At 63.1% G+C, this 22,056-nt stretch carries 16 protein-coding genes; 9 read left to right on the top strand and 7 right to left on the bottom strand.

What is annotated here, in order from left to right; translation table 11 throughout:
• Positions 1 to 107: 107 nt before the first annotated feature.
• From AC6H4Z_RS05915 to AC6H4Z_RS05905, 3 genes are read left to right on the top strand one after another with little or no spacing between them, the layout of a single operon-like run.
• Positions 108 to 1,715: a TolC family protein gene (locus AC6H4Z_RS05915; RefSeq protein ID WP_497545815.1), complete on the top strand. Its 1,608-nt coding sequence runs from the start codon at positions 108 to 110 to the stop codon at positions 1,713 to 1,715.
• Positions 1,712 to 2,878, top strand: a complete 1,167-nt coding sequence (locus AC6H4Z_RS05910; RefSeq protein WP_497545814.1) for an efflux RND transporter periplasmic adaptor subunit — start codon at positions 1,712 to 1,714, stop codon at positions 2,876 to 2,878. Before AC6H4Z_RS05915 ends, AC6H4Z_RS05910 begins: the two co-directional genes overlap by 4 nt.
• Positions 2,875 to 5,985, top strand: a complete 3,111-nt coding sequence (locus AC6H4Z_RS05905) for an efflux RND transporter permease subunit (protein ID WP_497545813.1) — start codon at positions 2,875 to 2,877, stop codon at positions 5,983 to 5,985. Before AC6H4Z_RS05910 ends, AC6H4Z_RS05905 begins: the two co-directional genes overlap by 4 nt.
• A 232-nt stretch (positions 5,986 to 6,217) precedes the next feature.
• Here the strand turns inward: AC6H4Z_RS05905 and AC6H4Z_RS05900 are convergent, their stop codons facing one another.
• Positions 6,218 to 8,851: a tetratricopeptide repeat protein gene (locus AC6H4Z_RS05900; RefSeq protein ID WP_497545812.1), complete on the bottom strand. Its 2,634-nt coding sequence runs from the start codon at positions 8,849 to 8,851 to the stop codon at positions 6,218 to 6,220.
• 46 nt (positions 8,852 to 8,897) lie between these two features.
• Entirely contained in the window at positions 8,898 to 9,458 is a 561-nt protein-coding gene (locus AC6H4Z_RS05895; protein ID WP_497545811.1) for an ECF-type sigma factor, read from the bottom strand.
• 197 nt (positions 9,459 to 9,655) lie between these two features.
• Between AC6H4Z_RS05895 and AC6H4Z_RS05890 the strand changes: the two genes are divergently transcribed.
• Positions 9,656 to 10,216 (top strand): outer membrane beta-barrel protein, encoded by a 561-nt coding sequence (locus AC6H4Z_RS05890; protein WP_497545810.1) that lies wholly within the window; start codon positions 9,656 to 9,658, stop codon positions 10,214 to 10,216.
• 118 nt (positions 10,217 to 10,334) lie between these two features.
• Complete coding sequence (locus AC6H4Z_RS05885; RefSeq protein ID WP_497545809.1) at positions 10,335 to 10,736, top strand: YidH family protein; 402 nt, start codon at positions 10,335 to 10,337, stop codon at positions 10,734 to 10,736.
• Between the two features lie 3 nt (positions 10,737 to 10,739).
• Here AC6H4Z_RS05885 and AC6H4Z_RS05880 read toward each other — a convergent pair whose 3' ends face one another.
• Positions 10,740 to 11,570 (bottom strand): hypothetical protein, encoded by an 831-nt coding sequence (locus AC6H4Z_RS05880; protein WP_497545808.1) that lies wholly within the window; start codon positions 11,568 to 11,570, stop codon positions 10,740 to 10,742.
• Between AC6H4Z_RS05880 and AC6H4Z_RS05875 the strand changes: the two genes are divergently transcribed.
• Positions 11,569 to 12,678: a D-alanyl-D-alanine carboxypeptidase family protein gene (locus AC6H4Z_RS05875; RefSeq protein WP_497545807.1), complete on the top strand. Its 1,110-nt coding sequence runs from the start codon at positions 11,569 to 11,571 to the stop codon at positions 12,676 to 12,678. The two genes, AC6H4Z_RS05880 and AC6H4Z_RS05875, sit on opposite strands and share 2 nt — an antisense overlap.
• A gap of 288 nt (positions 12,679 to 12,966) precedes the next feature.
• Here AC6H4Z_RS05875 and AC6H4Z_RS05870 read toward each other — a convergent pair whose 3' ends face one another.
• Positions 12,967 to 14,316 carry a PrsW family glutamic-type intramembrane protease gene (locus AC6H4Z_RS05870; RefSeq protein WP_497545806.1) on the bottom strand — a complete coding sequence of 450 codons (1,350 nt, stop codon included), beginning with the start codon at positions 14,314 to 14,316 and terminating at the stop codon, positions 12,967 to 12,969.
• A gap of 87 nt (positions 14,317 to 14,403) precedes the next feature.
• A complete protein-coding gene (locus tag AC6H4Z_RS05865; RefSeq protein ID WP_497547020.1) occupies positions 14,404 to 15,957 on the bottom strand; it encodes an amidase in 1,554 nt (517 codons plus the stop codon).
• Positions 15,958 to 16,542: 585 nt separating this feature from the next.
• On the opposite strand from AC6H4Z_RS05865, the gene AC6H4Z_RS05860 reads away from it, so the two are divergent.
• A complete protein-coding gene (locus AC6H4Z_RS05860; RefSeq protein ID WP_497545805.1) occupies positions 16,543 to 16,965 on the top strand; it encodes a GxxExxY protein in 423 nt (140 codons plus the stop codon).
• Between the two features lie 173 nt (positions 16,966 to 17,138).
• Positions 17,139 to 18,254, top strand: coding sequence for a DUF2911 domain-containing protein (locus AC6H4Z_RS05855; protein ID WP_497545804.1), 1,116 nt, complete (start codon positions 17,139 to 17,141; stop codon positions 18,252 to 18,254).
• A 30-nt stretch (positions 18,255 to 18,284) separates the two neighbouring features.
• Here the strand turns inward: AC6H4Z_RS05855 and AC6H4Z_RS05850 are convergent, their stop codons facing one another.
• Positions 18,285 to 19,772: a serine hydrolase domain-containing protein gene (locus AC6H4Z_RS05850; RefSeq protein WP_497545803.1), complete on the bottom strand. Its 1,488-nt coding sequence runs from the start codon at positions 19,770 to 19,772 to the stop codon at positions 18,285 to 18,287.
• A gap of 94 nt (positions 19,773 to 19,866) precedes the next feature.
• On the opposite strand from AC6H4Z_RS05850, the gene AC6H4Z_RS05845 reads away from it, so the two are divergent.
• Positions 19,867 to 21,558, top strand: a complete 1,692-nt coding sequence (locus AC6H4Z_RS05845; RefSeq protein ID WP_497545802.1) for an amidase family protein — start codon at positions 19,867 to 19,869, stop codon at positions 21,556 to 21,558.
• Positions 21,559 to 21,666: 108 nt separating this feature from the next.
• Here AC6H4Z_RS05845 and AC6H4Z_RS05840 read toward each other — a convergent pair whose 3' ends face one another.
• Positions 21,667 to 21,966 carry a hypothetical protein gene (locus tag AC6H4Z_RS05840; RefSeq protein ID WP_497545800.1) on the bottom strand — a complete coding sequence of 100 codons (300 nt, stop codon included), beginning with the start codon at positions 21,964 to 21,966 and terminating at the stop codon, positions 21,667 to 21,669.
• Between the last annotated feature and the right edge of the window lie 90 nt (positions 21,967 to 22,056).

Below are 22,056 nucleotides of genomic sequence, written 5' to 3'. Positions count from 1 at the left end.
CGCGCTCAGAGAACTCAGCACTCACAACTCTTTGTGGCCGGCGGCCACGACCGAGCGGCGAATTGCGCCGCGCTCGGTCCTTGATGTGCATTCCACGCACGGTGCCGATGACCGTGCGTGTTTGCATTTCATCTCGATGGTCGCGACCGCGACCGCTGCTGGCTGGAACTGTCGTTCTCGCCGTTGCTGCGTGCGCCACGCCCGGAACACCGAAGATCGACGACATGGCGGGGGCACCACCGAGCCGCGCGGCGCCGTGGGTTGTACCGCCTGCCGTGCGGACGCCGGCGCCATCGCGCAATCCACCAGTTGCACCGAATGCGACCGACGCGTTGCGAGCGGATTCCGCGACGGCTGGCTCGGCGCGCCATCTATCGCTCGCCGACGTCGTTGATCTCGCGCTGCGCAACAACCCAGCGACACGGGAATCGTGGGCCAATGCGCTCGCGGCCGTTGACGCGTATGGCTCAGCGCGTGGCGCACGCTATCCGACGATCAACGGGACCGTCAACCTCACGCAGAACTACAGCAATAGCAACGGCGGCTTCGGTGGCTTTGGCGGATTCAACAGCAATAACAGCAACAATAGCAATAACAACGCGACGACGGACAGCACCGGAGGCTTCGCTAGTGGCGGTGGGTCCACGCGCGCTCAGATCACACCGGGGTTTTCCGTCTTCTATCTGATCTTCGATCATGGCGGTCGCTCCGGCACGATCGAGTCGGCGAAGCAGACGGCCATCGCCGCGAATCTCACTCACAACGCGACGATTCGAAACGTCGTGCTTCAGGCCGAGTCGTCGCTTTTCGCTTTTCTCGCGGCGCGCGCGCTGCGAGATGCACAGGTCACCAGCGTCGACGAAGCGCGCTCCGACACATCGGCGGCCTCGGCGCGGCTGCGCGTTGGCGTCGGCATTCTCGAGGACCTCTACCAGACGCGCACAGCACTCGCGCAGGCCAAGTTTCAGCTCGCGACGTACGAGGGCAACCTCGTCACAGCACGCGGAACACTGGCCAACGCGCTCGGCTTTCCGGCGAACGTCGAGTTCGAGATCCCGAACATTTTGGCGGCCGACTCGGTCGCGTCGATCACGGCGAGCGTCGACACACTCATCAATCGCGCGATCGTCGAGCGCCCAGAACTCGCTGAGTCGCGAGCTGAAGCGGAGGCGTTGGCGGCGCAGATTCGCGTTGCACGGTCGGCCGGATTTCCGTCGTTGACACTGAGCTCGAATGGTGGGCTCGCCAGTCGCCTTCAGGGTCAGGGAAACAACGGAACGAACTATTCGCTGCAGCTCGGTCTCCAGATACCGATCTTCAACGGCTACTCGCGCGCGTACGATGTTCGTTCCGCGCAGGAACGCTACGAGGCGGGCCTGGCTCGTGTGCAGTCGACGCGGCGTCAGATCGCGCTCGAAGTCTTTACGTCGTACTCGGTCCTGCGCACGGCCACCGATCGCATGGAGTCGGCGATCGAGCTGATTGCCAGCGCCCAACAGTCGTCGAGCGGAGCAATTGGCAGATATCGCGAAGGCGTGGGGGTGATCACTGACGTGTTGATCGCGCGAAGCGCGCTTGCCACGGCTCGCGGACAGTTTGTCCAGGCGCGGTGGGAATGGCAGACCGCGCTGGCGCAGTTGGCGCACGACGTCGGTTCGCTCGACACCGCGGGACGCCCGAACCTTCCGCTCGGTCCGCCGCAGGTTCGTCGATGACGCGCACAATAGTGCGACTCGGCCTCGTGAGTTGGGCGGCGCTCGCCGGATGTCGAGAATCCGCACCGAAGCGCGCGCCCGCGCCACCGCCTGTGCGCGTGGCCGCTGCCGTCCGCATCGACGCGCCGACGACGATCGTCGCGACCGGCGTCGTCGAGCCAGTGCAGACCGTCGACATCACCGCGCAGGTGAGCGCAACACTCATGGACGTGCTCTTCAAGGAAGGCGACTACGTCGAGAAGGGTCAGCCGCTCTTCCGTCTCGACGCGCGAGCGCTCAGTGCACTTGCCGATCAGGCGCGCGCGACGCTCGCAAAAGACGAAGCGCAGGCCGAGGCGGCGCTGAAGGACGACGAGCGCTACCGACGATTGTTGAACATGGGCTACGTCAGCGCGTCGCAGGCCGATCAGTTTCGCGCGGCGTCCAAGGTGCAAGCAGCAACGGTGCAAGCCGATCGCGCCGCACTCCGTGCCGCTGAAGTGAACGTCGGCTTCACGACGATTCGCGCGCCGATCTCCGGACGCACTGGTGTGTTGCTCGTGCGACGCGGAAACAACGTCAGCCCGACGTCGGGGCCAATCGTCGTGATCAATCAGATCAGCCCCGTACTCGTTCGCTTTCCCGTTCTGTCGCAGGACTTCACTGCCGTGCAACGCGCCGTCGCGGCGCACCCGCTGGACGTGATGGCCGTGTCGAGCGACAGCAGCGGCGACGTCGAGCATGGCGAACTGAGGTTTCTCAATAACGAAGTCGATTCGCTCACCGGAACCGTGGTGGGCAAAGCGAATTTCGCCAACGCGCGACGACGACTGTGGCCGGGGGAGCTTGTCTTTCTCACGGTCGAGCTGGCGATGCACCGCGGTGTGATCGCGGTGCCGAACGAAGCCGTGCTCACCGGTCAACAGGGCAGCTACGTCTATGTCGTCGATGCGAAGAGTGCTGCGCAAACGCGCCCCGTGACGATCGGCCAGCAGGTTGCCGGACGCACCGTCGTGACGCGCGGCGTCGCACTCGGCGAGCGCGTCATCGTTGATGGTCAGTCGCGTGTGATTCCCGGAGCGAGTGTGGCGCTGCTACCGCCACTTGGCGACACCGCGACGGTCGCACGCCCCACGACCAAGACGGACGCCGGCGACGTTGCACCAGCGCCGAGGCGACGATGAACGTCTCCGAGCAATTCATTCGCCGTCCGGTGATGACCATCCTGCTGATGGTCGCCATTCTCCTGTTTGGCATCATTGCCTACGACCGTTTGCCGATCAGCGACCTCCCGACCGTCGACTACCCGACGATCAGTGTGAGCGCGAGCCTTCCGGGCGCGAGCCCAACGACAATGGCGTCGGCGGTGGCAACGCCGCTCGAAAAACAATTCTCGACGATCGCCGGCATCGACAACATGACGTCGACGTCGAGCTTGGGATCGACGTCGATCACGCTGCAGTTCTCGCTGAGCCGAGACATCGACGCGGCCGCGCAGGACGTGCAGGCAGCGATCGCGCAGACGTTGCGACAGCTCCCGCTCGGCATCACGCCGCCGTCCTATCAGAAAGCGAATCCGGCAGCGTCGCCGATTCAACTCTTCGCGCTGACGTCGGAGAACGTTCCGATCTCGCGCCTCGATGAAGTCGGCGAAACGCTGATCGGCCAGCGCATTTCGACGATCGACGGCGTGGCACAAGTGCAGGTGTACGGCGCCGCGAAATACGCCGTGCGCGCGCAGCTCGACCCAACCGCGCTCGCGTATCGGCAGATCGGCATCGACGAAGTCGCGACAGCGATCAACGATCAGAACGTCAATGAACCCACCGGTGTGCTCTGGGGTCCAACGACAGCGTACACGCTGCAAGCCAACGGTCAGCTCGAAGACGCCGCGGCGTTCCGCGCGATGACCGTCGCCTATCGCAATGGCGCCGCGGTCACTCTTGGTGCGCTCGGCCGAGTGCTGGATGATGTACAGAACAACAAGAGCGCGAGCTGGTTCAACGGGCAGCGTGCGATCATCCTCGCGATTCAGCGACAGCCGAACACGAATACGGTGGAGATCGCGAAGACGGTGAATGCGACACTGGACTCGATGCGCGCGCAGTTGCCTGGCGGCGTGGTCATTCACACCCTCTTCGATCGATCTGTCGGCATCGAAGAGTCGGTGCGTGACGTGAAACGCACGCTGGTGCTTACGCTCGTTCTAGTGATCGTCGTGATCTTCCTGTTCTTGCGGAATTTCTGGGCGACGCTGATTCCGAGTTTGGCACTTCCGCTTTCGGTAGTCGGCACGTTCCCGATCATGTACGCGTTGAGCTACAGCCTCGACACGCTGTCGCTCATGGCGTTGACGCTCGCGGTCGGGTTCGTCGTCGACGACGCAATCGTAATGCTCGAGAACATCGTGCGCCATCTCGAGATGGGAAAGCCGCCACTCGTGGCCGCCGTCGACGGCGCACGCGAGGTCGGCTTCACGATCGTGTCGATGACGATCTCGCTCACGGCGGTGTTCATTCCCCTGCTCTTTCTGGGCGGCGTCGTCGGCCGGCTTTTCCGCGAGTTTGCCGTCGTGATTGCGACAGCGATTCTCGTTTCTGGCGTCGTGTCGTTGACGTTCACGCCAATGTTGTCGAGCCGTTTCCTGCGCGGACACGCCGATCAGAAGCACAATCGCGCCTACATGCTGTTCGAGCGTGGCTACGATTGGCTGCTCGATCAGTATCGTTGGACACTCGACTGGACAATGCGGTATCGGCCAGTCGCGCTCATCTTCTCAGCGCTGGTGCTGGTCGCGACGGTGATCCTGTTCAAGGCGAGTCCGACCGGATTCCTTCCCGACCAGGACATTGGCCAGATCAACATCACCACCGAGGCCGCGCAGGGCGCATCGTACGACGATATGGTGCGACGCCAGCAGGCGATCGCCGCCATTGTGCAGCGCGACACGAATGTCCAAGCGCTGATTTCGGTCGTTGGCGGAACGGGCGGCTCGTCGGCGATCAATAACGGCCGACTCGTTCTCGCGCTCAAACCGCTGGGCACGCGAATGTCCGCGATGGATCTCGTCAACGAGCTGCGACCCAAGCTGTCGCACATACCGGGAATCACGGCCTACGTCACGCTCCCGCCGGCGATTCAGATCGGCGGACGCGTCTCGAAGGGCCTGTATCAGTTCACGATGCAGGCGTCCGACGCGAGCGTGCTCTACCCGGCTGCGCAGAAGCTGATCAATGCCGCGTTGACGTCGCCCGCATTGCAGGACGTGACGAGCGACATGCAGAACAACAGTCCGCAGGTGAACGTCGACATCGATCGACGGCGCGCAGCGGTGCTCGGCGTGACGGCAGATTTGGTCGAGGGTTCTCTCTACGACGCCTACGGCTCGCGCCAAGTCTCGACGATATACACGTCGAGCAACGAATATCAGGTGATCATGGAGTTGCTGCCTCAGTACCAGCAGGACCCCTCGGCGCTCGGGCTGCTTTTTCTCAAGTCATCAAACGGCAGCCTCGTCCCGATTCGCGCCGTCGCCAAACTCTCTCGCGGTGTCGGCCCCGTGACGGTGAATCACCAGGGCCAACTTCCCTCGGTGACGATCACGTTCAATCTGTCACCGAATGCGTCGCTCGGCGCTGCGACGGCCGAGATGCAGCGACTCGCCGTGCAGAACCTGCCGAGTGGAATCACGACGGCGTTCTCCGGAACGGCGCAGGCGTTTCAATCGACGCAAGCTGGGTTGATGGTCCTGATCATCCTCGCCATCGCCGTGATCTACATGGTGCTCGGCGTTTTGTACGAGAGCTTCGTGCATCCGCTGACGATCCTGTCCGGACTGCCCTTCGCCGCGCTCGGCGCGCTGCTCGCGCTATACATTTTTCACATCCAACTCAGCGTCTTCGCGTTCGTCGGCATCATTCTGCTGATCGGCATCGTGAAGAAGAACGCGATCATGATGGTCGACTTCGCGTTGGAGATTGAACGCACTGAAGGGCGAGCGCCGACCGAGTCGATCGTACACGCGGCGCACATTCGCTTTCGGCCGATCATGATGACGACGATGGCGGCGCTCGTCGGCACGCTTCCGGTCGCGATGGCGACGGGCATGGGCTCAGAATCGCGTCGTCCGCTCGGTATCGCGGTCGTGGGCGGTCTCGCGCTGTCGCAGATCATCACGCTGTACATCACGCCCGTGGTGTACACGTACCTTGATCCGCTCAACAAGCGGGTCGAGAGGGCGTTAGCGCGCGAGAAGAAGGCGGAGATCCAGCTTCAGCCGGCTGGTGACTAGCGGTTGGCGATCATCGCGATCGTCGTTCGGTTCGTCGTACAACCGCTCCTGCCGAAATTCCGCGACGACCAGGTGGCGCTGTATCTCGAGGAACACGAGAAGAGCTTGCGTGCGACCGTGATCACGGCGGTCGAGCTGCAGAGCGGGGCCGTAGGGCAGACGTCAGCGTTACGTTCGCCGGCGATCAGAGCGCGACATGTGCCTCCGCGCATGGAAACGTCCGCGGCGCGAACTACTTCTTCACCACCTTCAACGATTCGGCGGCCAACTCCTTCCTGAATCGATCTCCCCGCGACGGCTGTTTCAGCGAGTCATATTCCGCAACGAGATCCTTCCGCGCGTTCTGAAGAAAGCCCATCGCTGGATTGGCCTGTTTTGCGAGGACGTCGTAGCCGGCGCGCGACTCGACCTGCGCTTCGTCGAACTTGCGCTGCCGAAGCAGCGAGCGACCGAGTTTGATGCGCGCAATGCCAGTATTCAAATGATCCGCGCCCTGCGACTCCGAGAAGCGTCGCACTGCGTCCCGATAGAGTTGCTCGGCGTGCGCGAAGTCCTTCCGTCCGCTGTACACGCTGGCGAGGTTCGACGTCGCAACGCCGATCAGGTAGTGCTTGTCGCCGTAGACGTCGTGGTAGATGGAGAGCATTCGGCGGAAGTACGCTTCCGCCTCATCGAATCGATCGGCTTGAAGCATGATGCTGCCAAGCTCGTTCGCCGTGGACGCGACGGTCGGGTGCTTTGCTCCGTAAACCCGCTCGCGAATCGTCAGCGCCTGTTGAAGGATCGTCGTCGCCTCGTCGATTCGCTTTTCGCGCACGAGCGTGCGGCCGAGCATCGTGAGGTTGCCCGCCGTTTTATAGTGGTCGTCGCCGTAGAACGCTCGCGTGATGTCGAGCGCCTGGCGCTCGAACTTCTCCGCGTCGGCGTAGTTGCCGCGATCGAACTGCGTCGCACCCAGGTTGATGAGGATGTCCGACACGAGCGGGTGTCGATCGCCGTAGACCTGTCGGTACATGCCGAGCACGAGACGGTTGAGCGAATCCGACGCGTCATAGTGTCCAGAGTAGAAATGGACGTCGGCCAACGAGCTCATGCTCGCAGCGAGATCAGCGGTTCCGGCTGACGATTGCTGGTTGAGGCGCACGACATCCTGCAGCACTGGGATCGCCTTCTCATACTCACCGCGCTCCTGCAGCACGAGGCCAAGCGCTGCCGTCGCCTTCACGACACCGGGATCGTTTGGTGGCAAGGTTTGCTTTGCCATGTCCAATCCCTGCCGAATGAATCGCTCCGCATCCTCGAACTGCGCCTGATCGATGCGCAGTTCGCCGAGTGCGATCAGCGACGCGGCGACGTCGCGATGTGTTGGACCGAAGCGTGCGCGCCGACGCTCGAGCGCGAGATTGATCAGCGAATCGGCGCGCGGAAGCTTGCCAAGCTTTTCGTAGATGCCACCGAGGGTGATGTACAGATCCGCTTGCGCCGCGGGGTCGGCGTCGAGACTCCGTGCCTGCTGCAGACCGCGATCGACGAGCGTGGTGACGTGCAGACTGTCGGCGGGTCCGGCAGCTTTGTCGCCGCCCTCGAACAGATCGAGGGTGAAGCGTTGAATGCGCTGTACCCGCGCTGCTTCGTTGATCGCTTCGTTCTTGGCGACGGTCAAGCGCACGGTGTAGAACACGACCAGCGCGACGACGATCGCGAACGCGGCGCTCGTCGCGGCGACAGCCGCGCGATGACGTCGAACAAATTTCCCGAGGCGATACTGCACGCTATCGGGACGCGCCTCGAGTGGTTCGCCGTTCAGGTAGTGATCGACGTCGCGGATCAACGCGTCGGCGGTGGCGTAGCGCCGCTGCGGATCTCTGTGCATCGCGGTGAGGCACAGCACGTCGAGATCGGCCCACTCGCTCGCGCTCTGCGACGTGTCCCGCGCCGCGATCGATGGACGCTCGGCGTCGCGCGCGCCCAGCAGCGCCTCGATTTCTGCCGACGTCTTGTCGGTGAAGTCGAACGGCAGACGACCAACGATCAGCTCGTACAGAATCACCCCGAGTGCGTAGATGTCGGTGTGAATACCAACGCGTCCGCCGCTGACCTGCTCCGGCGCGGCGTACGCGGGCGTCATGAGACGAACGCCGGTGCGCGTCTGATCGGCTGGTCCGTCGAGACTATCGAGCTGCTTGGCGATACCGAAGTCGAGCAGCTTCACGCTGCGGTCGGCCTTCACCAGAATGTTCGACGGTTTGAGGTCGCGATGGATGACGAGGTGTTGGTGCGCGTGCTGCACGGCCGCGCAGACGTCGCGGAAGAGTCGAAGACGGTCGCGGAGCGGCGTGTGGTTGCTGGCGCAGTACGCGGTGAGCGATACGCCCTCGACGTACTCCATGACGAACCAGGGCGTCCCGTCGTCGAGCGTGCCGGCGTCGTAGAGTCGCGCGATGAGCGGGTGGTTGAGCTGCGCGAGCGTGCGTTGCTCGCTCGCAAAGCGTTCGCGTCGCGCTGGAGAGAGCCAGGCGTCGCGCAGGATCTTGATCGCGGCGAGCGTCCCGAGGTCATCGCGCTCGGCCAGATAGACGACGCCCATGCCGCCTTCGCCGAGTGATTTGGTGATTCGGTAGGGGCCGAAACGGTTGACGGGGAGATCGTAGGCGGATCGCCTAAACATCTGGTGCGCGACCGCTGCGACGCCGTGATCGAGCAGCGATCCACCTCGCGCGTCTTCGGCGAGAAGGGCGAGCGTGTCGGCAACGAGTGTTGGATCGTCGCGACACTCTGTGTCGAGAAAGGCGCGCTGGTCGGCGGCCGGAAGATCTGCGGCGGCGTGAAAGAGCGACTGCAATCGTTCCCAGCGCACTGCATCCATGGTCACGCCTCCGTCGGAGTGACTTGGGTCGGAAAGGACCTATGACTTACTGGAATCCGCCGCGAAGTTCGTGAGCGAGCCACGCCTTTGCGGCGCGCCAATCTCGCAACACCGTGGACTCCGAGACGTCGAGCAATTCTGCGGTTTCGGCGACGTCCAAGCCACCGAAGAAACGACTCTCAACTAGTGTTGCCTGACGCGGTTGCACCTTCGCGAGGTCCCGAAGCGCTTCGTCGAGTGCGAGTAGATCTTCGGCGTACGCTGCCGACTCGTGAACTGTCTCGTCGAACGTCACCATGGCTGCTCCGCCACCGCGTTTGTCGGCCTGTCGGCGGCGTGCGGCTTCGATCAAAACCTGCCGCATTGCGCGGGCGGCGATCCGCTTGAAATGAACCTGAGAGGCTCGCGCGAGGTGGGGGGATTCACGTAGTTTCAGCCACGCTTCGTTGACGAGTGCCGTTGGACTCAACGTTGCACTCGGGTCGCCGCGTCGCACGACTGAAGCCAGACGTCGTAGTTCCTCGTACGTAGCACTAAACAGGTCGTCGAGCAGACGGACATCGTCGAACATTCCGCCAAATTCGCCCATGTCCAGCCCGTGTGACACTGAGTCTCCGTGCGGAATGACGGTTTTCGGTCCCTGCCTGCGCAATGCAGGCAGTAAGCTCGCAAACTCGGATGGGTAAAGCGTACCACCCAACGTTGTACGATCGCAATTCCCAAACGTTGTATCGGTAGGTCTCCCGCTCGACTCAACTTCCCGGCCGATGACGGCCAACCTCTCCCCCCCTTTAGGAGAACACAATGCGTCACTCATTTGCACGAAAGGCCGCCGCGACGTTGGCGGTGCTGACTGCCATGACTTTCAGCGCGCAGTCGGCGAGCGCACAGGCCAAGGGCGGCGCTGGCGGCTTCGGATTGGGCTACACGGACATCGGCCCGGCGATCGGCATCGGCGGCATTGGTAACGCCAGCGCGTCGTTTGGCGGACGTTTCGAGCACGCCATCAAGGCGCTGCCCGATCTCGGAAATGGCACGCTCGGCATCGAAGCGAGCTTCGACTATTACTCGTGGAGCAACAACTTCTATAGCTGGAAGTACATCCCGATCGGTGTCACGGCGAACTATCACTTCAAGGTGTCGGAGCCGAAGTTCGACCCGTTCATTGGCGCTGGTCTCGGCTATCAGCTCATCACCTGCGATTTCACCGGATCGACGGGCAGCAGCCTGTGCTCGAACAGCGCGATCTACTTCATCGGCCGCGCGGGCGCACGCTACTTCTTCCAGCCGAACATGGCGGGCTACGTCGACGTCGGCGCTGGTGCCGCGACGTTCAACGTCGGCCTGATGTTCAAGGTCATGTAAGACCGCAGCACGTCGCCTACGACTGGACGACGCTCGAAGGGCCGCCGATCACTCGGCGGCCCTTTTGCTTTTGCGCTCGGTCACCAGAGTTGGCGTGAATCATGTAGGACCGCGGCGTATGGCAAACGACTCCGAGTCGCCCAAGGTCGACGCCGGCTCGAAGCTCGCACTCGAGCGCACCGTACTGGCGTACGAGCGAACCGAACTCGCGTGGGTCCGAACCGCGATCTCGCTGATCACCTTCGGCTTCAGCATCCAGCAGTTCTTTCGGAACATGAAGCCCGACCGTACGACCGGGTTCATCGGACCGCGCGAGTTCGGTCTCGCGATGATGATCATCGGGCTCTGCACGCTCATCCTGAGCGTGCGTGAGCATCACAACGCCATGAACAGGTTGAGAGAGCAGTATTCCGAGCAGCGCGGCTATCCGCCAATTCCGCGCTCGAACTCGCGCGTTCTCGCCGCGCTGATTGGAATGCTCGGCGTTCTCGGTCTGCTGTCGATGCTCTTCCGCGCGTAGCGCCTACCAGCGGTAGGCGCCACCAATCGCAGGGCCAGTCAGGTGGCCTTTGAACGACAGATCGGTGCCGCGGTAGTCCTCGTAGAGATATCGATACGCGCCGAAGATGTTCCAGCGGCGCGATACGTCGTAACCGATCGTTGCCATGCCCTCGCCGGTTCCCTGCGACGCGCCTGCCCCGCCGTCGCCAGCGAGACCGACGTACCACCGCTGCGCCGGTTCCCAACGGACACGCAGACCGCCGATCGCGTCGGCGAAGGTGCGAATGCGCTGTCGTTCCCGTGCGACGTCCTCACCGGTGAGACGCAGCGACACGTCGACGTGCCAGACGCGCGAACCTGCGAGCAGATCAACGGCAAGGTTGGGTCGCAAGCGGAATGAATAGCCGCCGAAGCCTTGGACGATCAGCATTTTCTGATTGAAATCGATATCGGCGGTAAGGCCGCGAACCGACGGCGTATTGTTCTGGTGGATCGACGCGTACACCCCGTCCGCTATGCCGAGCCAGTGGCCGTAGCTGAACTCGTAGGTCCCCATCGCGGCGAATCGTAGCTTCGAGAGCAGATCGCCGAAGCTGATGTCGACATCGGCCGTGAGATCGCGGACGCCAACGTCGCCCTTGATGCCGGGCATCCAGGCGTACGGCGCGATGATGAAGTGCGCCTGCGGCGCACGCGTAGTCGGCGCGCACGGGTCACGGCGTGTCGCCGAATCCGGGCCGATTGGGGCCGGAGCCAGTTGTGCGCCAGCTGTGGTCGGTAGATTAAGTACGACGACAGTGAACGCAGCAGCCGCGCTGAAGAGTCGACGACCTACGCAAAGAGTACTACGCATGTCCACCTCGCTGAATCGTTCAACGATCGCGAGTCGCACGTTGCGCCGACCATTGGACTTTGTAACGCCCTCGCTCTGTGAGGCACGGAACGTCGCGTGCTTAGCAGTCATGGGAGTCGTTGGTCGCGCCGCGGTGCTGGGAATGATGGGTCTGTGTGTTGTCGCGGTCGCGTGCCAACATCCGAAGAGCGCGAGCGGAACCGTTGCCGACAGTTTGCCGTCGCCGAATATGGTCGTGGACTCGGCACCGGCGGCGCTCGGATGGTGGACTCGCCTGGAGGCGTTTTTCGGAATCGCCCCCGACAGCGACGACGCCGCGGTCGCCTACGAGGGCCACGACAGCGAGGGAATTCCGCACTACGCCACGCAGTCGTTCTCTGCGGAAGACTCGCTCCTGCTTCGCCGCGCCTACGGCATTGAAGATCCGCACCGTCTGTATCTATCCGACTCGAGCGACACGCAGCTCCTCAAATACGACACGCGGGTGAAGGCATGTCGGACGTGCTACGTCGACAGCTACGACGTCGGTTTCATGTCTGTGCGACAGCCCGGTGAGTCATGGGAGCAGGTCGAGCGCCGGGTAAAGGAAACGCCGCATCGGCGCTTCGCTGGCAGTCGCATTCCGTCGAGTCGTTCCACAGCCGACCTCGATCCAAATGTTCGGCCCGCTGTTGAGCAAATGCTCAACGACGCGGCGACCGCCGGCTACAAGCTTCACGTCATCGCAACGTATCGGTCGCCTCAGCGGCAGGCATTTCTCATGTCGATGGGCGGCAACCGCACGCATACGCTGACGTCGTCGCATTCGTACGGGCGCGCACTCGACATTGTCGTCGACGACGGCAATCGAGCGCACAAGCAGACGAAGGCGGACTGGATTGCGTTCCGGACCTGGCTCACGACGTATCGAGCACCGACTGGCGAGCGCTTTCATGTGCTCGGCGCGCTCGATCACACGTGGGATTGGCCGCACGTCGAAGTGCCAACGGACCAGATTGGGTTCCACAGCATCGAGGAGGCGATCGAGCGGGCCAAGAAGTGCCTCGCGCCCGGCTCTACGACACCCTGCGACTTCGCGCCGACGCTTCCGCCGCGGTTGCAGCCCTGAGCGGTTCTGAACAACTGCAAACTGCTGCGACACGAATTGGACGAATAACAAACGAATCGAAGCGACAACGCCGTTGCGCTTGGCGATCGCGCCGAGAGGTCTTTGCCGACGGCCCCCCATACCCCACACCCGTGCCCGTCGAAATCCGTCGCACGCCTCTCGACGCGACTGAACGCACGTTGGTCGCCGGTCGCACTCGCGCCTATTGGACTTTGTAACGGGGCGCGGGCTACTCCGGCCGCGCCGCCATGGCGAGCAGCGCGACGATGGTTACCACGTCCCGCCGGGTCAGGCCGTCGCGGCGGCCGCCACCTTGGCGCCTTCGATTCCCTGGGCTTCGCGGATCTGCTTCAGGCCGTCCTGGATGAAGCCGAGCACGAGCAGCCACGCGACTGCGCCAAGCGCGATGTACTTCCCGCGGAAGGGCAGATCGATGAGGCTCGTGTTCCAGATCATGTGCATGATGACGCAGAAGAAGAACACGCGCAGGAACTTCGGATCCAACAACATCTCTCGGCTGAACGGGCGATCGCCGCGCACGCGCCAGAGCGCAGCGCCCACGAGTCCCGTCCACAACACGTGACCGCCGAAGACAGTGAGGATTCCGCGCTCCATGATCAGCCCCCGCATCGCGAGTGCACTCTGCGACTCGAGCAGCGTGCGCAGCGCATAACCGGCCGATTCAAACACGGCGAAGCCGGTGCCGACAGTCGCACCGAGGAGAAGGCCGTTCAGCGTCCAGCGAAACTTCGGGCGGTTCACCACCAGCAACAGCGCCAATCCCTTGCCGGTTTCTTCGATGATACCAGCGCTGGCGGCGCCGAGCAGGCTGGAGAGATCTGTCATCTTGAAGCCGAATAGCGACACGACAATCGAAAGCAGGCCACCGATGAACAGCAGGCGAATGACCTGGTAGATCGAGATGTTGCGCGGAACGTTCACTTCGAAGAAGAAGATGAGCAGCGAGAACGGCATCGCCACCGAGCCGATCATGATGATCGCCGGGATGAGATAGATGTTCTCGAACTCCTTCCATGCCCCGACGAAACCGAGATACAGAACGAGCGACGCGATGAACACGCGCACGAATACCCATGGCTTCGGCCAGCGAGCGTCCACGGCGGACAGCGGTGGCGTCGTGCGGCTGGTGCCGACGGTGAAGTACTCCTCGATCTCGTCGTCGCCGCGCTTCTTGCCGACGTCCGAGAACATCTCGCGTGGATTCCAGTCGGTCGGTTTCTCCAGCCCGGCAGCGTGGCTGAGCTGATCGCCGATCTTATTCACGAAGTCGAATACGCCGTGATTGGCGCCGGCCATCCCAGTGTTCACCTGCCAGACGGATCTTCCAAGCCGAACTTGCTGTCCCGGCGACAGACTCGCCTCCGACACAGAGTGTCCGTCAACAAACGGGAGCGGCATCGCGAGCGCTCTGATCTCGAGCCGGCCGCCGACGAAGCTGAGCGTGGCGAAGGTGTCGGTCACCTCCGGATCGTCGCTCAATACGTTGCACTGTGAGCTTCGGCCCACGACCAGGCGGCCGGATGTAAGTGCAATGCGCTTTCCCTGATCCGGTCCCGAGATGCAGGTGAGGAAGTGCGTCGCGGATGTCGTGGAGCGCTCGGTACCGGCGGTAGTCATCGCGGCCTCGCAGATGAGCGATGTAGGCGCGAGAAGCTATGGCCTACGGATACCGTCGGCCAGGGTACCGAAGCGCTCCCGCCAGCGTCAGGCGAACGCGGGCGGATGCTCCTTCACGACGCCGAATGAGCGCTCCATGGCGATGCCGGCGCGCGCGACGGTGCCTTCGTCGAACAGGCGACCGATCAGCGTGACGCCGTGCGGCACGCGACGCGGCGGCGAGAACTTCGGCAGCGGATTCGCCGGATCAGGCGCCCAATCGCTTCGCGCTTCTGCGACGTTGACGAACCCGGCGCGCAACGTGAGGGACGGATGCCCGGTGAAGTTCGAGATGACGAGCATCTCGTCGCGCAACGACGGCACGAGTAGGAGATCGACGCTGGCGAACACGCGAGCCATTTCCTGCGCGACGCGCCGGCGGAGTCGATCGGCCTGCACGAAGTCGACGGCCGAGAGGAAACGGGCCTGACGAAAGATGTTCGGCCACGCGTCGGGCACTTGGACCTTGAGCTTCGCCGCGTCGCCCGTGAGCGTGAGTCCTTCGAACGCTGCTGCTGCTTCGGCGAACAGGATGAGCTGCAGCGAATCGTAGGGTAAGTCGGGGAGCGTAACCTCTGTCGGTACCATGCCGAGCTTGCGCACCGTATCGAGTGCTGCGCGATCGACATCCGTCGCCGGCGCCTCCTTCATCCAATTGGCGAGGTAGCCGACGCGCAGTCCTTTCACATCCGCCGTCGCATCGAAATTCAGATGACTCGGCACACTCGCGACGTCGCCCGCATCGGGGCCGCCGATCGCTTGCAGCACGAGCATCGCATCTTCGACGCTTCGTGTCATCGGTCCGAGTTTGTCGAGCGACCAGCAAAGTGTCATCGCACCTGTGCGCGGCACGCGACCGAACGTTGGACGCAGACCCGTCACGCCGCAGCGCATACTCGGACTCACGATGCTGCCGCCCGTCTCGCTTCCGACTGAGAATCCGACGAGTCCCGCGGCAGTCGCCGCACCTGGCCCTGCGCTCGACCCCGACGCGCCTTCTTCGAGCAGCCACGGATTCATCGTCTGGCCGCCGAACCAAATGTCGTTCAGCGCCAGCGCGCCGAGACTCAACTTCGCGATGAGGACCGCGCCCGCATTGTCGAGTCGTGCAACGACCGCGGAGTCGGCAGTCGGCACGCGATTGCGAAATGGCTCGGCGCCATACGTCGTCGGAATTCCGGCAGTATCGAGCAGATCTTTCACGCCGTACGGAATGCCGTGTAGCGGACCACGATAGTGTCCCGCCGCAATCTCCGCATCGGCCTTCTTCGCCCGCGTCATGGCCGAGTCGCGCGTGAGGGTGATGATGCAATGCAGCCTGGGATCGTACTGTGCGATGCGTGCGAGATAGATCGATGTGAGTCGTTCGGACGTGAGCTTCTTCGTCTCGATCCATCGTGAAAGCTGCGTGACCGGAGCGTAGGCGATCTCGCTGTCGCTCGTCGGCAGTGGGCCCGGATCGATCTTCGAGCGCACGAACAGATCGTGCGCGGGCGCTGCAGGCGTTCCGGGTAACGATGGATTCCATCCGCTCGCGGGAGCTACCGTAGGCTCGAGGGCAATGACGCGCGGGCCAGCGCGTCGCTCGAGCAACGCTGCCATGGTCGTCCGCCAACTCTTCGCCGCCATTTCACGCTCGGCGGGCGTGAACTGCACCTGCGACAGCTTCTCTGCTTCGGCGAAGGTCGCTGCCGTGACCTCGGGTCCAACCGCGGGCATGGTGCCGAAGGTCGGCGGCGCGCCGGCGGTCGAAGGCGGGGCGTCAGGCTTCTGGGCTTCGCCCCGGCATGCCGCGGCGACGGACAAGAGGCTGACGGGAGCCGTGATCAGAAATTGGCGTCGAGTGTTCACGCGAGTCGGTGTTCGGATTCGTTAAGAGAACGCCGATCGCCACGGGTCGCAACTATCGCGGACTTCACCGATGCGCCCCGGAGAGATTGTAGCCGCGGAGAGTTGACGACTCTTTTCACGAATAACACGAATGAAAACGAATCCAACCGTGAGAATTGCCACATCCATCGCCCCGAGTCGGGCTGGTTGAAGGGCCGAGATGTCGCCTGAGAACAATGGGTTCGATTCGTGTTGATTCGTCTCATTCGTGTTCAGAGCAGTTGGTCGTCGATGGATTTGCATCGTCATGCGCGAGAATGATGGGATGATCTTTCACGGCGAGCCTATTGTTGCCGCATGCGAGGCGAATTGATCGAAGCGCGGCGAGTTTACTCGATCGTCGGAGCATTCTTCGAGGTGTACAACTACTACGGCTTCGGATTGAGCGAGGCCGTTTACGCGGGCGCGCTGGCTCGCGAGCTTCGCGCTCGTGGCCACACGGTTCATCGTGAATACAGCGTCCCGATTTTCTACAAGGGACACGAGGTCGCACGCCAACGCCTCGACATGCTGGTCGACCTCAAGGTCATCGTGGAAAACAAGGCCACCGCGAAGCTGCCGGTCACCGCTGCACCTCAGTTGCTCAGCTACCTCTGCGCAACGCCCTTCGAGGTTGGACTCATACTCCACTTCGGTCTCGTGCCGCAGTTCCATCGCTTCGTCGACTATCCGAAGCGCCCCAGCAGAGTCGATACAAGCCCGAGTCTTGACGCCCCGTAGGCAACGGGCCACGTCGACCTCCTGAACCAACACGGTTCGATTGGGGTTCATTCGTGTCATTCGTGTACAAAGCCGTTCGTAACGAATCCGATGACGCGAACGGTCCTCGCGGGGCGACCTTCCCACAACAGCGTCCGCTAGCGAACGTTCATCGCACCCACAACACCTACCCAATGCGGCGCCTACTCCTCGCCCTCCTCTTCCCCGCCCCCCTCCTCGCGCAAGACGCGACGATCGTTTACCGACTCGGACGCGACACCGTCGCTGTCGAGCGATTCTCACGCAGCGCGACCCGGTTCGCCGGCGAAATGGTCACGCGTAGCGGAGCGGTCGTCTCTCGCACCGAATACGATCTCACACTCGCGAGCGGAAAAGTCACCGCGGCCACCGTTCGACGCCGACAGGCTGACGGGTCGCCTATTCCGAACAATCCCACCGAAGTGCGCTTCACCTTTCGCGCCGACTCGGCGCGACGCGAGATCGTGTGGCGCGACAGCACGCAGGTCCGATCGTTCGCTGCACCCAATGCGTTTCCAGCGTTGCCGGTGTTTGCCTACGCGCCGTTCGAGCTGATCAACGCTCGCGGAGCAGGTGGACGTGATTCGGTGCTCGCTGTCGGACTGACTGGGAACATGATCAGCGTGATCGGATTGCAGCCGGTCTCCGGCGACACGCTGCGCATGCGCGGCGGGACGTACCAGATGTTGGTGCGGTTCGATCGCGACGGACGAATTCAGGTCGCCGACGGATCGCTGACGACGAACAAGTCGATCGGCACGCGTTCGGCGGGAGCCGCCGACATCAACGCACTCGCCGCCGCGATGAAGCCGACTGGCGTGTTGTCGCCGCGAGGCACCGCGTACGCTGGCTTCAATCGCGGACCGATCTTCGTGAATTACGGGCGACCGGCCGTGCGCGAACGAACCGTGTGGGGCGGAACGCTCGTGCCCTTCGATTCGATCTGGCGAACGGGCGCGAACGAAGCCACCCACCTCGCAACGTCGAAGACCATCGCACTCGGCGACATGACCCTCGCGCCGGGCCTGTATTCGCTGTGGATTCAGCATACTCGCAACGGGACCTTCCTGATCGTCAACAAACAGGTTGGTCAGTGGGGCACTGAGTATCAAGCGTCGCAGGACATCGGTCGCGTGAAGATGGACTTTGCGCGTACGCCAGACCACGTCGAGGACTTCACGATCACCGTGCGCAACATCACCGCAACTCGCGGTGCCATCGACTTCGCGTGGGGCGACTCGATGGCAACGGCGGCATTCGACATTCGTTGAAGCACGAGAAGGGTGAAGGGAAACGTCCCTTCACCCTTTCTTTTCGAATACTCGTCGGTTCGGGCCTGCTCCAGTTGCGAGTCCCCGCACTGGGCCATTCGGCGCCGCGCGCTCGAAGGTCCACTCTCCGCCACCGTCCATTCCGACGAACGTGTCGCCGCCCATCGGCGCCAGCACGAGCGTCCGCTTTGGGCCCGGTTGATACGCCATGAGTGTTTTACCATCGCGCGCGACACTCACCTCGAACGTCGTCGTATCCTTGTTCACGACGGCAACGTACGTCCCGCGAAACTCGGAGAGCTTCTCTGCACCGAGCGGCGCGAGCCGGCGTTCGACACGCGGCACCGCGCCCACTCCATACTCCTCGGCGAATGCGCGTTGAATCTCGGCCATCAAGCCACCGTTGACGCCGTTCATCATGATGACGAGCCCGCGTCCGCGTGCAGGCCACATCATCATGTTGGCGATGAAGCCTTCGTCGCGGCCGCTGTGACTGAACGACAATGAATCGCCATCGCCGGCGACGCTGACTCCGAGCCCCCAGTAGCCGTTGCCGTACGGAGGGAGTACGCGCATCTGATTCGAGACCATCTGGCGCGCCATGTTCGTCGACAGCACACCGCCCGGTTCGCCGCGATACGAGTGTGACAGCGCGATCGCCCATCGCGCGAGATCGGACGCCGTCGTCCAGAGACCGGCTGCGGCCATCTCAGGATAAACGTGGAATCCGCCGGGCACTGGCGTGTCGACCTGCTCGTGGCCCGACGCCGCCTCGGCGCGTCGCGACACGGGAAGCGGATTCTCGTACGTGCTGCGCGTCATCCCCGCGGGCTTGAGCATCTCGCGCTGCATCAAGCTCGGGAATGCTTCGCCGGTCACGTCGGTGGAGACGAGCTGCGCGATCGTCATCCCTCCGCCCGAGTACAACCATCGCGCGCCAGGCGTGGTGTCGTTGCGCACGGCTGGAGTGTTCGATGGCGCCATGCCGTCGAGCAGTTGCGGCACCGTTGGTACGGGCGCGCCGAGTGCGTAGCCGGGAAAGCCCCAGACCGTGAGTCCGGCAGAGTGGGAGAGCAGACGCCGGAGCGTCACCTTCTCTGTCGCGGTGAATCGGCTCGCCGGCAACTGCCACGACTTGAGCAGCGTGTTCACGTCAGCGTCGAGCGGAAGCTTGCGGTCCTCGACGACGCGCAGAAAGCCGCTCGCGAACACTGGCTTGCTGATCGAGCCCGCCAGAAACAGCGTCGTGCTGTCGACCGCCTTGCTCTTACCAAACTCGGCGACGCCGTAGCCCTTGGCGTAGACGACTTTGTAGTTGTCGATGATGGCGATACTGACACCGGGCACGTGATACGCGCGCATCCGGTCGACGAGATCGATCGAGCTGTCCGGCTGATCGAGAAGTCGAACGCCAAAGCGAAGATGGTGCTCGATCGCGCTCGGATTCTGAGCGATGGCGCGGCCCGCGAGCCCCAAGGCCAGTGCCAACGCAACGCGGTGACTCGTAGTGTGTCGCATGCGATCTAAGAGAGTGCCTGGGGCGCCAGTGCGCCAGCTATGGCCCCGACTCCCAATCGTGCCCACCTTTCACCGGTCTCTTCCCCACTTTCGAATGAAGCGCTCGCCGCTCCTGTTGCTCACCCTGATTTCTGCTCCTCTCGCCGCGCAGACGGCGCGTCCCTTCTCCGTAGTCGAAGCGAATATCGCCGACACGCGGGCCGCCCTCGAACAACACCGAACGACGTCGCGCGAACTCGTGACGCAATACCTCACGCGCATCGCGACATACGAGGACAAGCTGCACGCCGTCATCACGGTGAATCCACGCGCCTTGGCGATCGCAGATTCGCTCGACCGCGAGCGAGCGGCCGGCCGGATTCACGGCCCGCTGCACGGCATTCCGGTGGCGCTCAAGGACAATATTCATACGACCGACATGCCGACGACGGGCGGCGCGCTCGCCTTCGCCGGCCTGGTGCCGCCGTATGAAGCCACGCTCACGAAGAACCTCGAAGCGGCCGGCGCGATCATTCTCGCCAAAACACAGCTCACGGAGCTCGCCAACTGGGTCGCTAGTGGAATGCCCGGCAACTACAACGGACTCAATGGCTACGGCATGAATCCGTGGGATCCGCGCCGAGATCCGCGCGACGCATTCTTCGACGGTCGCCCCGTTCTGTCGACGGGTGGCTCGAGCTCCGGCGCCGGAACGAACGTCAGCTTCTGGATGGCGAACGTCGGCACGGAGACGTCGGGCTCTATCCTGAGCCCGTCGAATCAGAATATGCTCGTCGGCATCAAGCCGAGTGTGGGGCGTGTGAGTCGGTATGGTGTCATTCCGATTACTGCTGACCAGGACACCCCCGGCCCCATGACCCGCTCCGTGTCCGACGCAGCGATCATGCTCGGCGCAATGGAAAATCCCCGTCCCGATCCGAACGACCCGGCAACGCGCAATTGTCCGCCGCCACCGGGGAGAGACTATACGAGATTTCTAAACGCTGGCGCGCTCAAGGGCATGCGAATCGGCATTCCCCGCGCGTTCTTCTACGAGCCATCGTCGGCAGGCGCCACCGCGCCGCGCGGCGGATTGACCGACGCCCAGCGGGCAATGATGAAGGAAGTCATCGCGACGCTCACACAGCAGGGCGCAGTGATCGTCGATCCCGCCGACATCCCGAGCGTCGTCGACACCGCCGCGGGACGCAATTTCATCAACTGGAATCCATGCAGCGGTCTCGAGAATGCGAAGGGGCTCGACATCAGCTGCTCGGTCGCGTTCAAGTACGGGATGAAGCGCGACTTCAACACCTGGCTCCAATCACTCGGTGCCAAGGCGCCGTTGAAGACGCTCACCGCGCTGCGTGAATGGAACATCGCGCATCAGCGCGCGGGGTCGATCAAGTACGGCCAGGCGAATCTCGACATTTCTGACGAGATGGACCTCCAGGCCGACCGCGCGCGCTACGAGTCCGATCGTCGAAAGGACATCGAGCTGTCGGCGACGAACGGCATCGATGCGGCGCTGAAACAGAATCATCTCGACGCGCTGCTCTTTCCCGGCGTGAGCAGCGCAGGCATCGCCGCACGCCCCGGCTATCCGACTGTCACAGTTCCATACGGGCTGCTGCCCGTGCCGCAGGGAACCGGCATCTTCGCCTTTCCGGCCGGCTTCGAGCCGAAGCCGGCGCCGTTCAACGTGAGCTTCACCGGGGCGATGTGTACGGAGCCAAAGCTCATCGCGCTCGCGTATGCGTTCGAGCAGGCGACAAAGAAGCGAGTCGCGCCGCCTGAGTTTCCATAAACTGAGGCGACTGGCCGTCGTGCGCGTTGACGAATGGAAGATTTGGAACACGAAAACTGCCAGAAAACTGCCGTTTTCGCGACAAACATGTTCCCTCTTTCGAGAGGCTCAGCGGTCCGAATAGCGCCCGACCTCTTGAAGCACCGACGTCACCGGCGGCATATCGCACCGTTCGCGAATCCCCGCGGTGAACGCATTGAACTCAGCCAGCTGCCGTAGCGGATTGTTGTCCGGGTCCGCGACCGATGCGACGTGAACGAAGCTCACGCCGTCCTCTAGGCGATACGAGGAATACGTCAATCCGGGCGGCGCGCTCCGCCGAAGGCTGTCGAACACATCCGTGATCAGCTTCGCGTTTTCCTCAGCGCGCTCAGGTCGCGTCGTATAGCGCACCATTACGTGTTTCATCGGTCGTCTCCAATCTCCAAGGTGTAGCGCGACTCGCCGCGCCTACCCTGTTGTCGAATTCTGAGGCGCGAAAGGATACGTCGACCCCAT

It is taken from the genome of Leucogemmata humicola (assembly GCF_055379415.1).
Note: the sequence above shows the minus strand (reverse complement) of the source record. Positions and strands in the feature narration are given on the sequence as shown.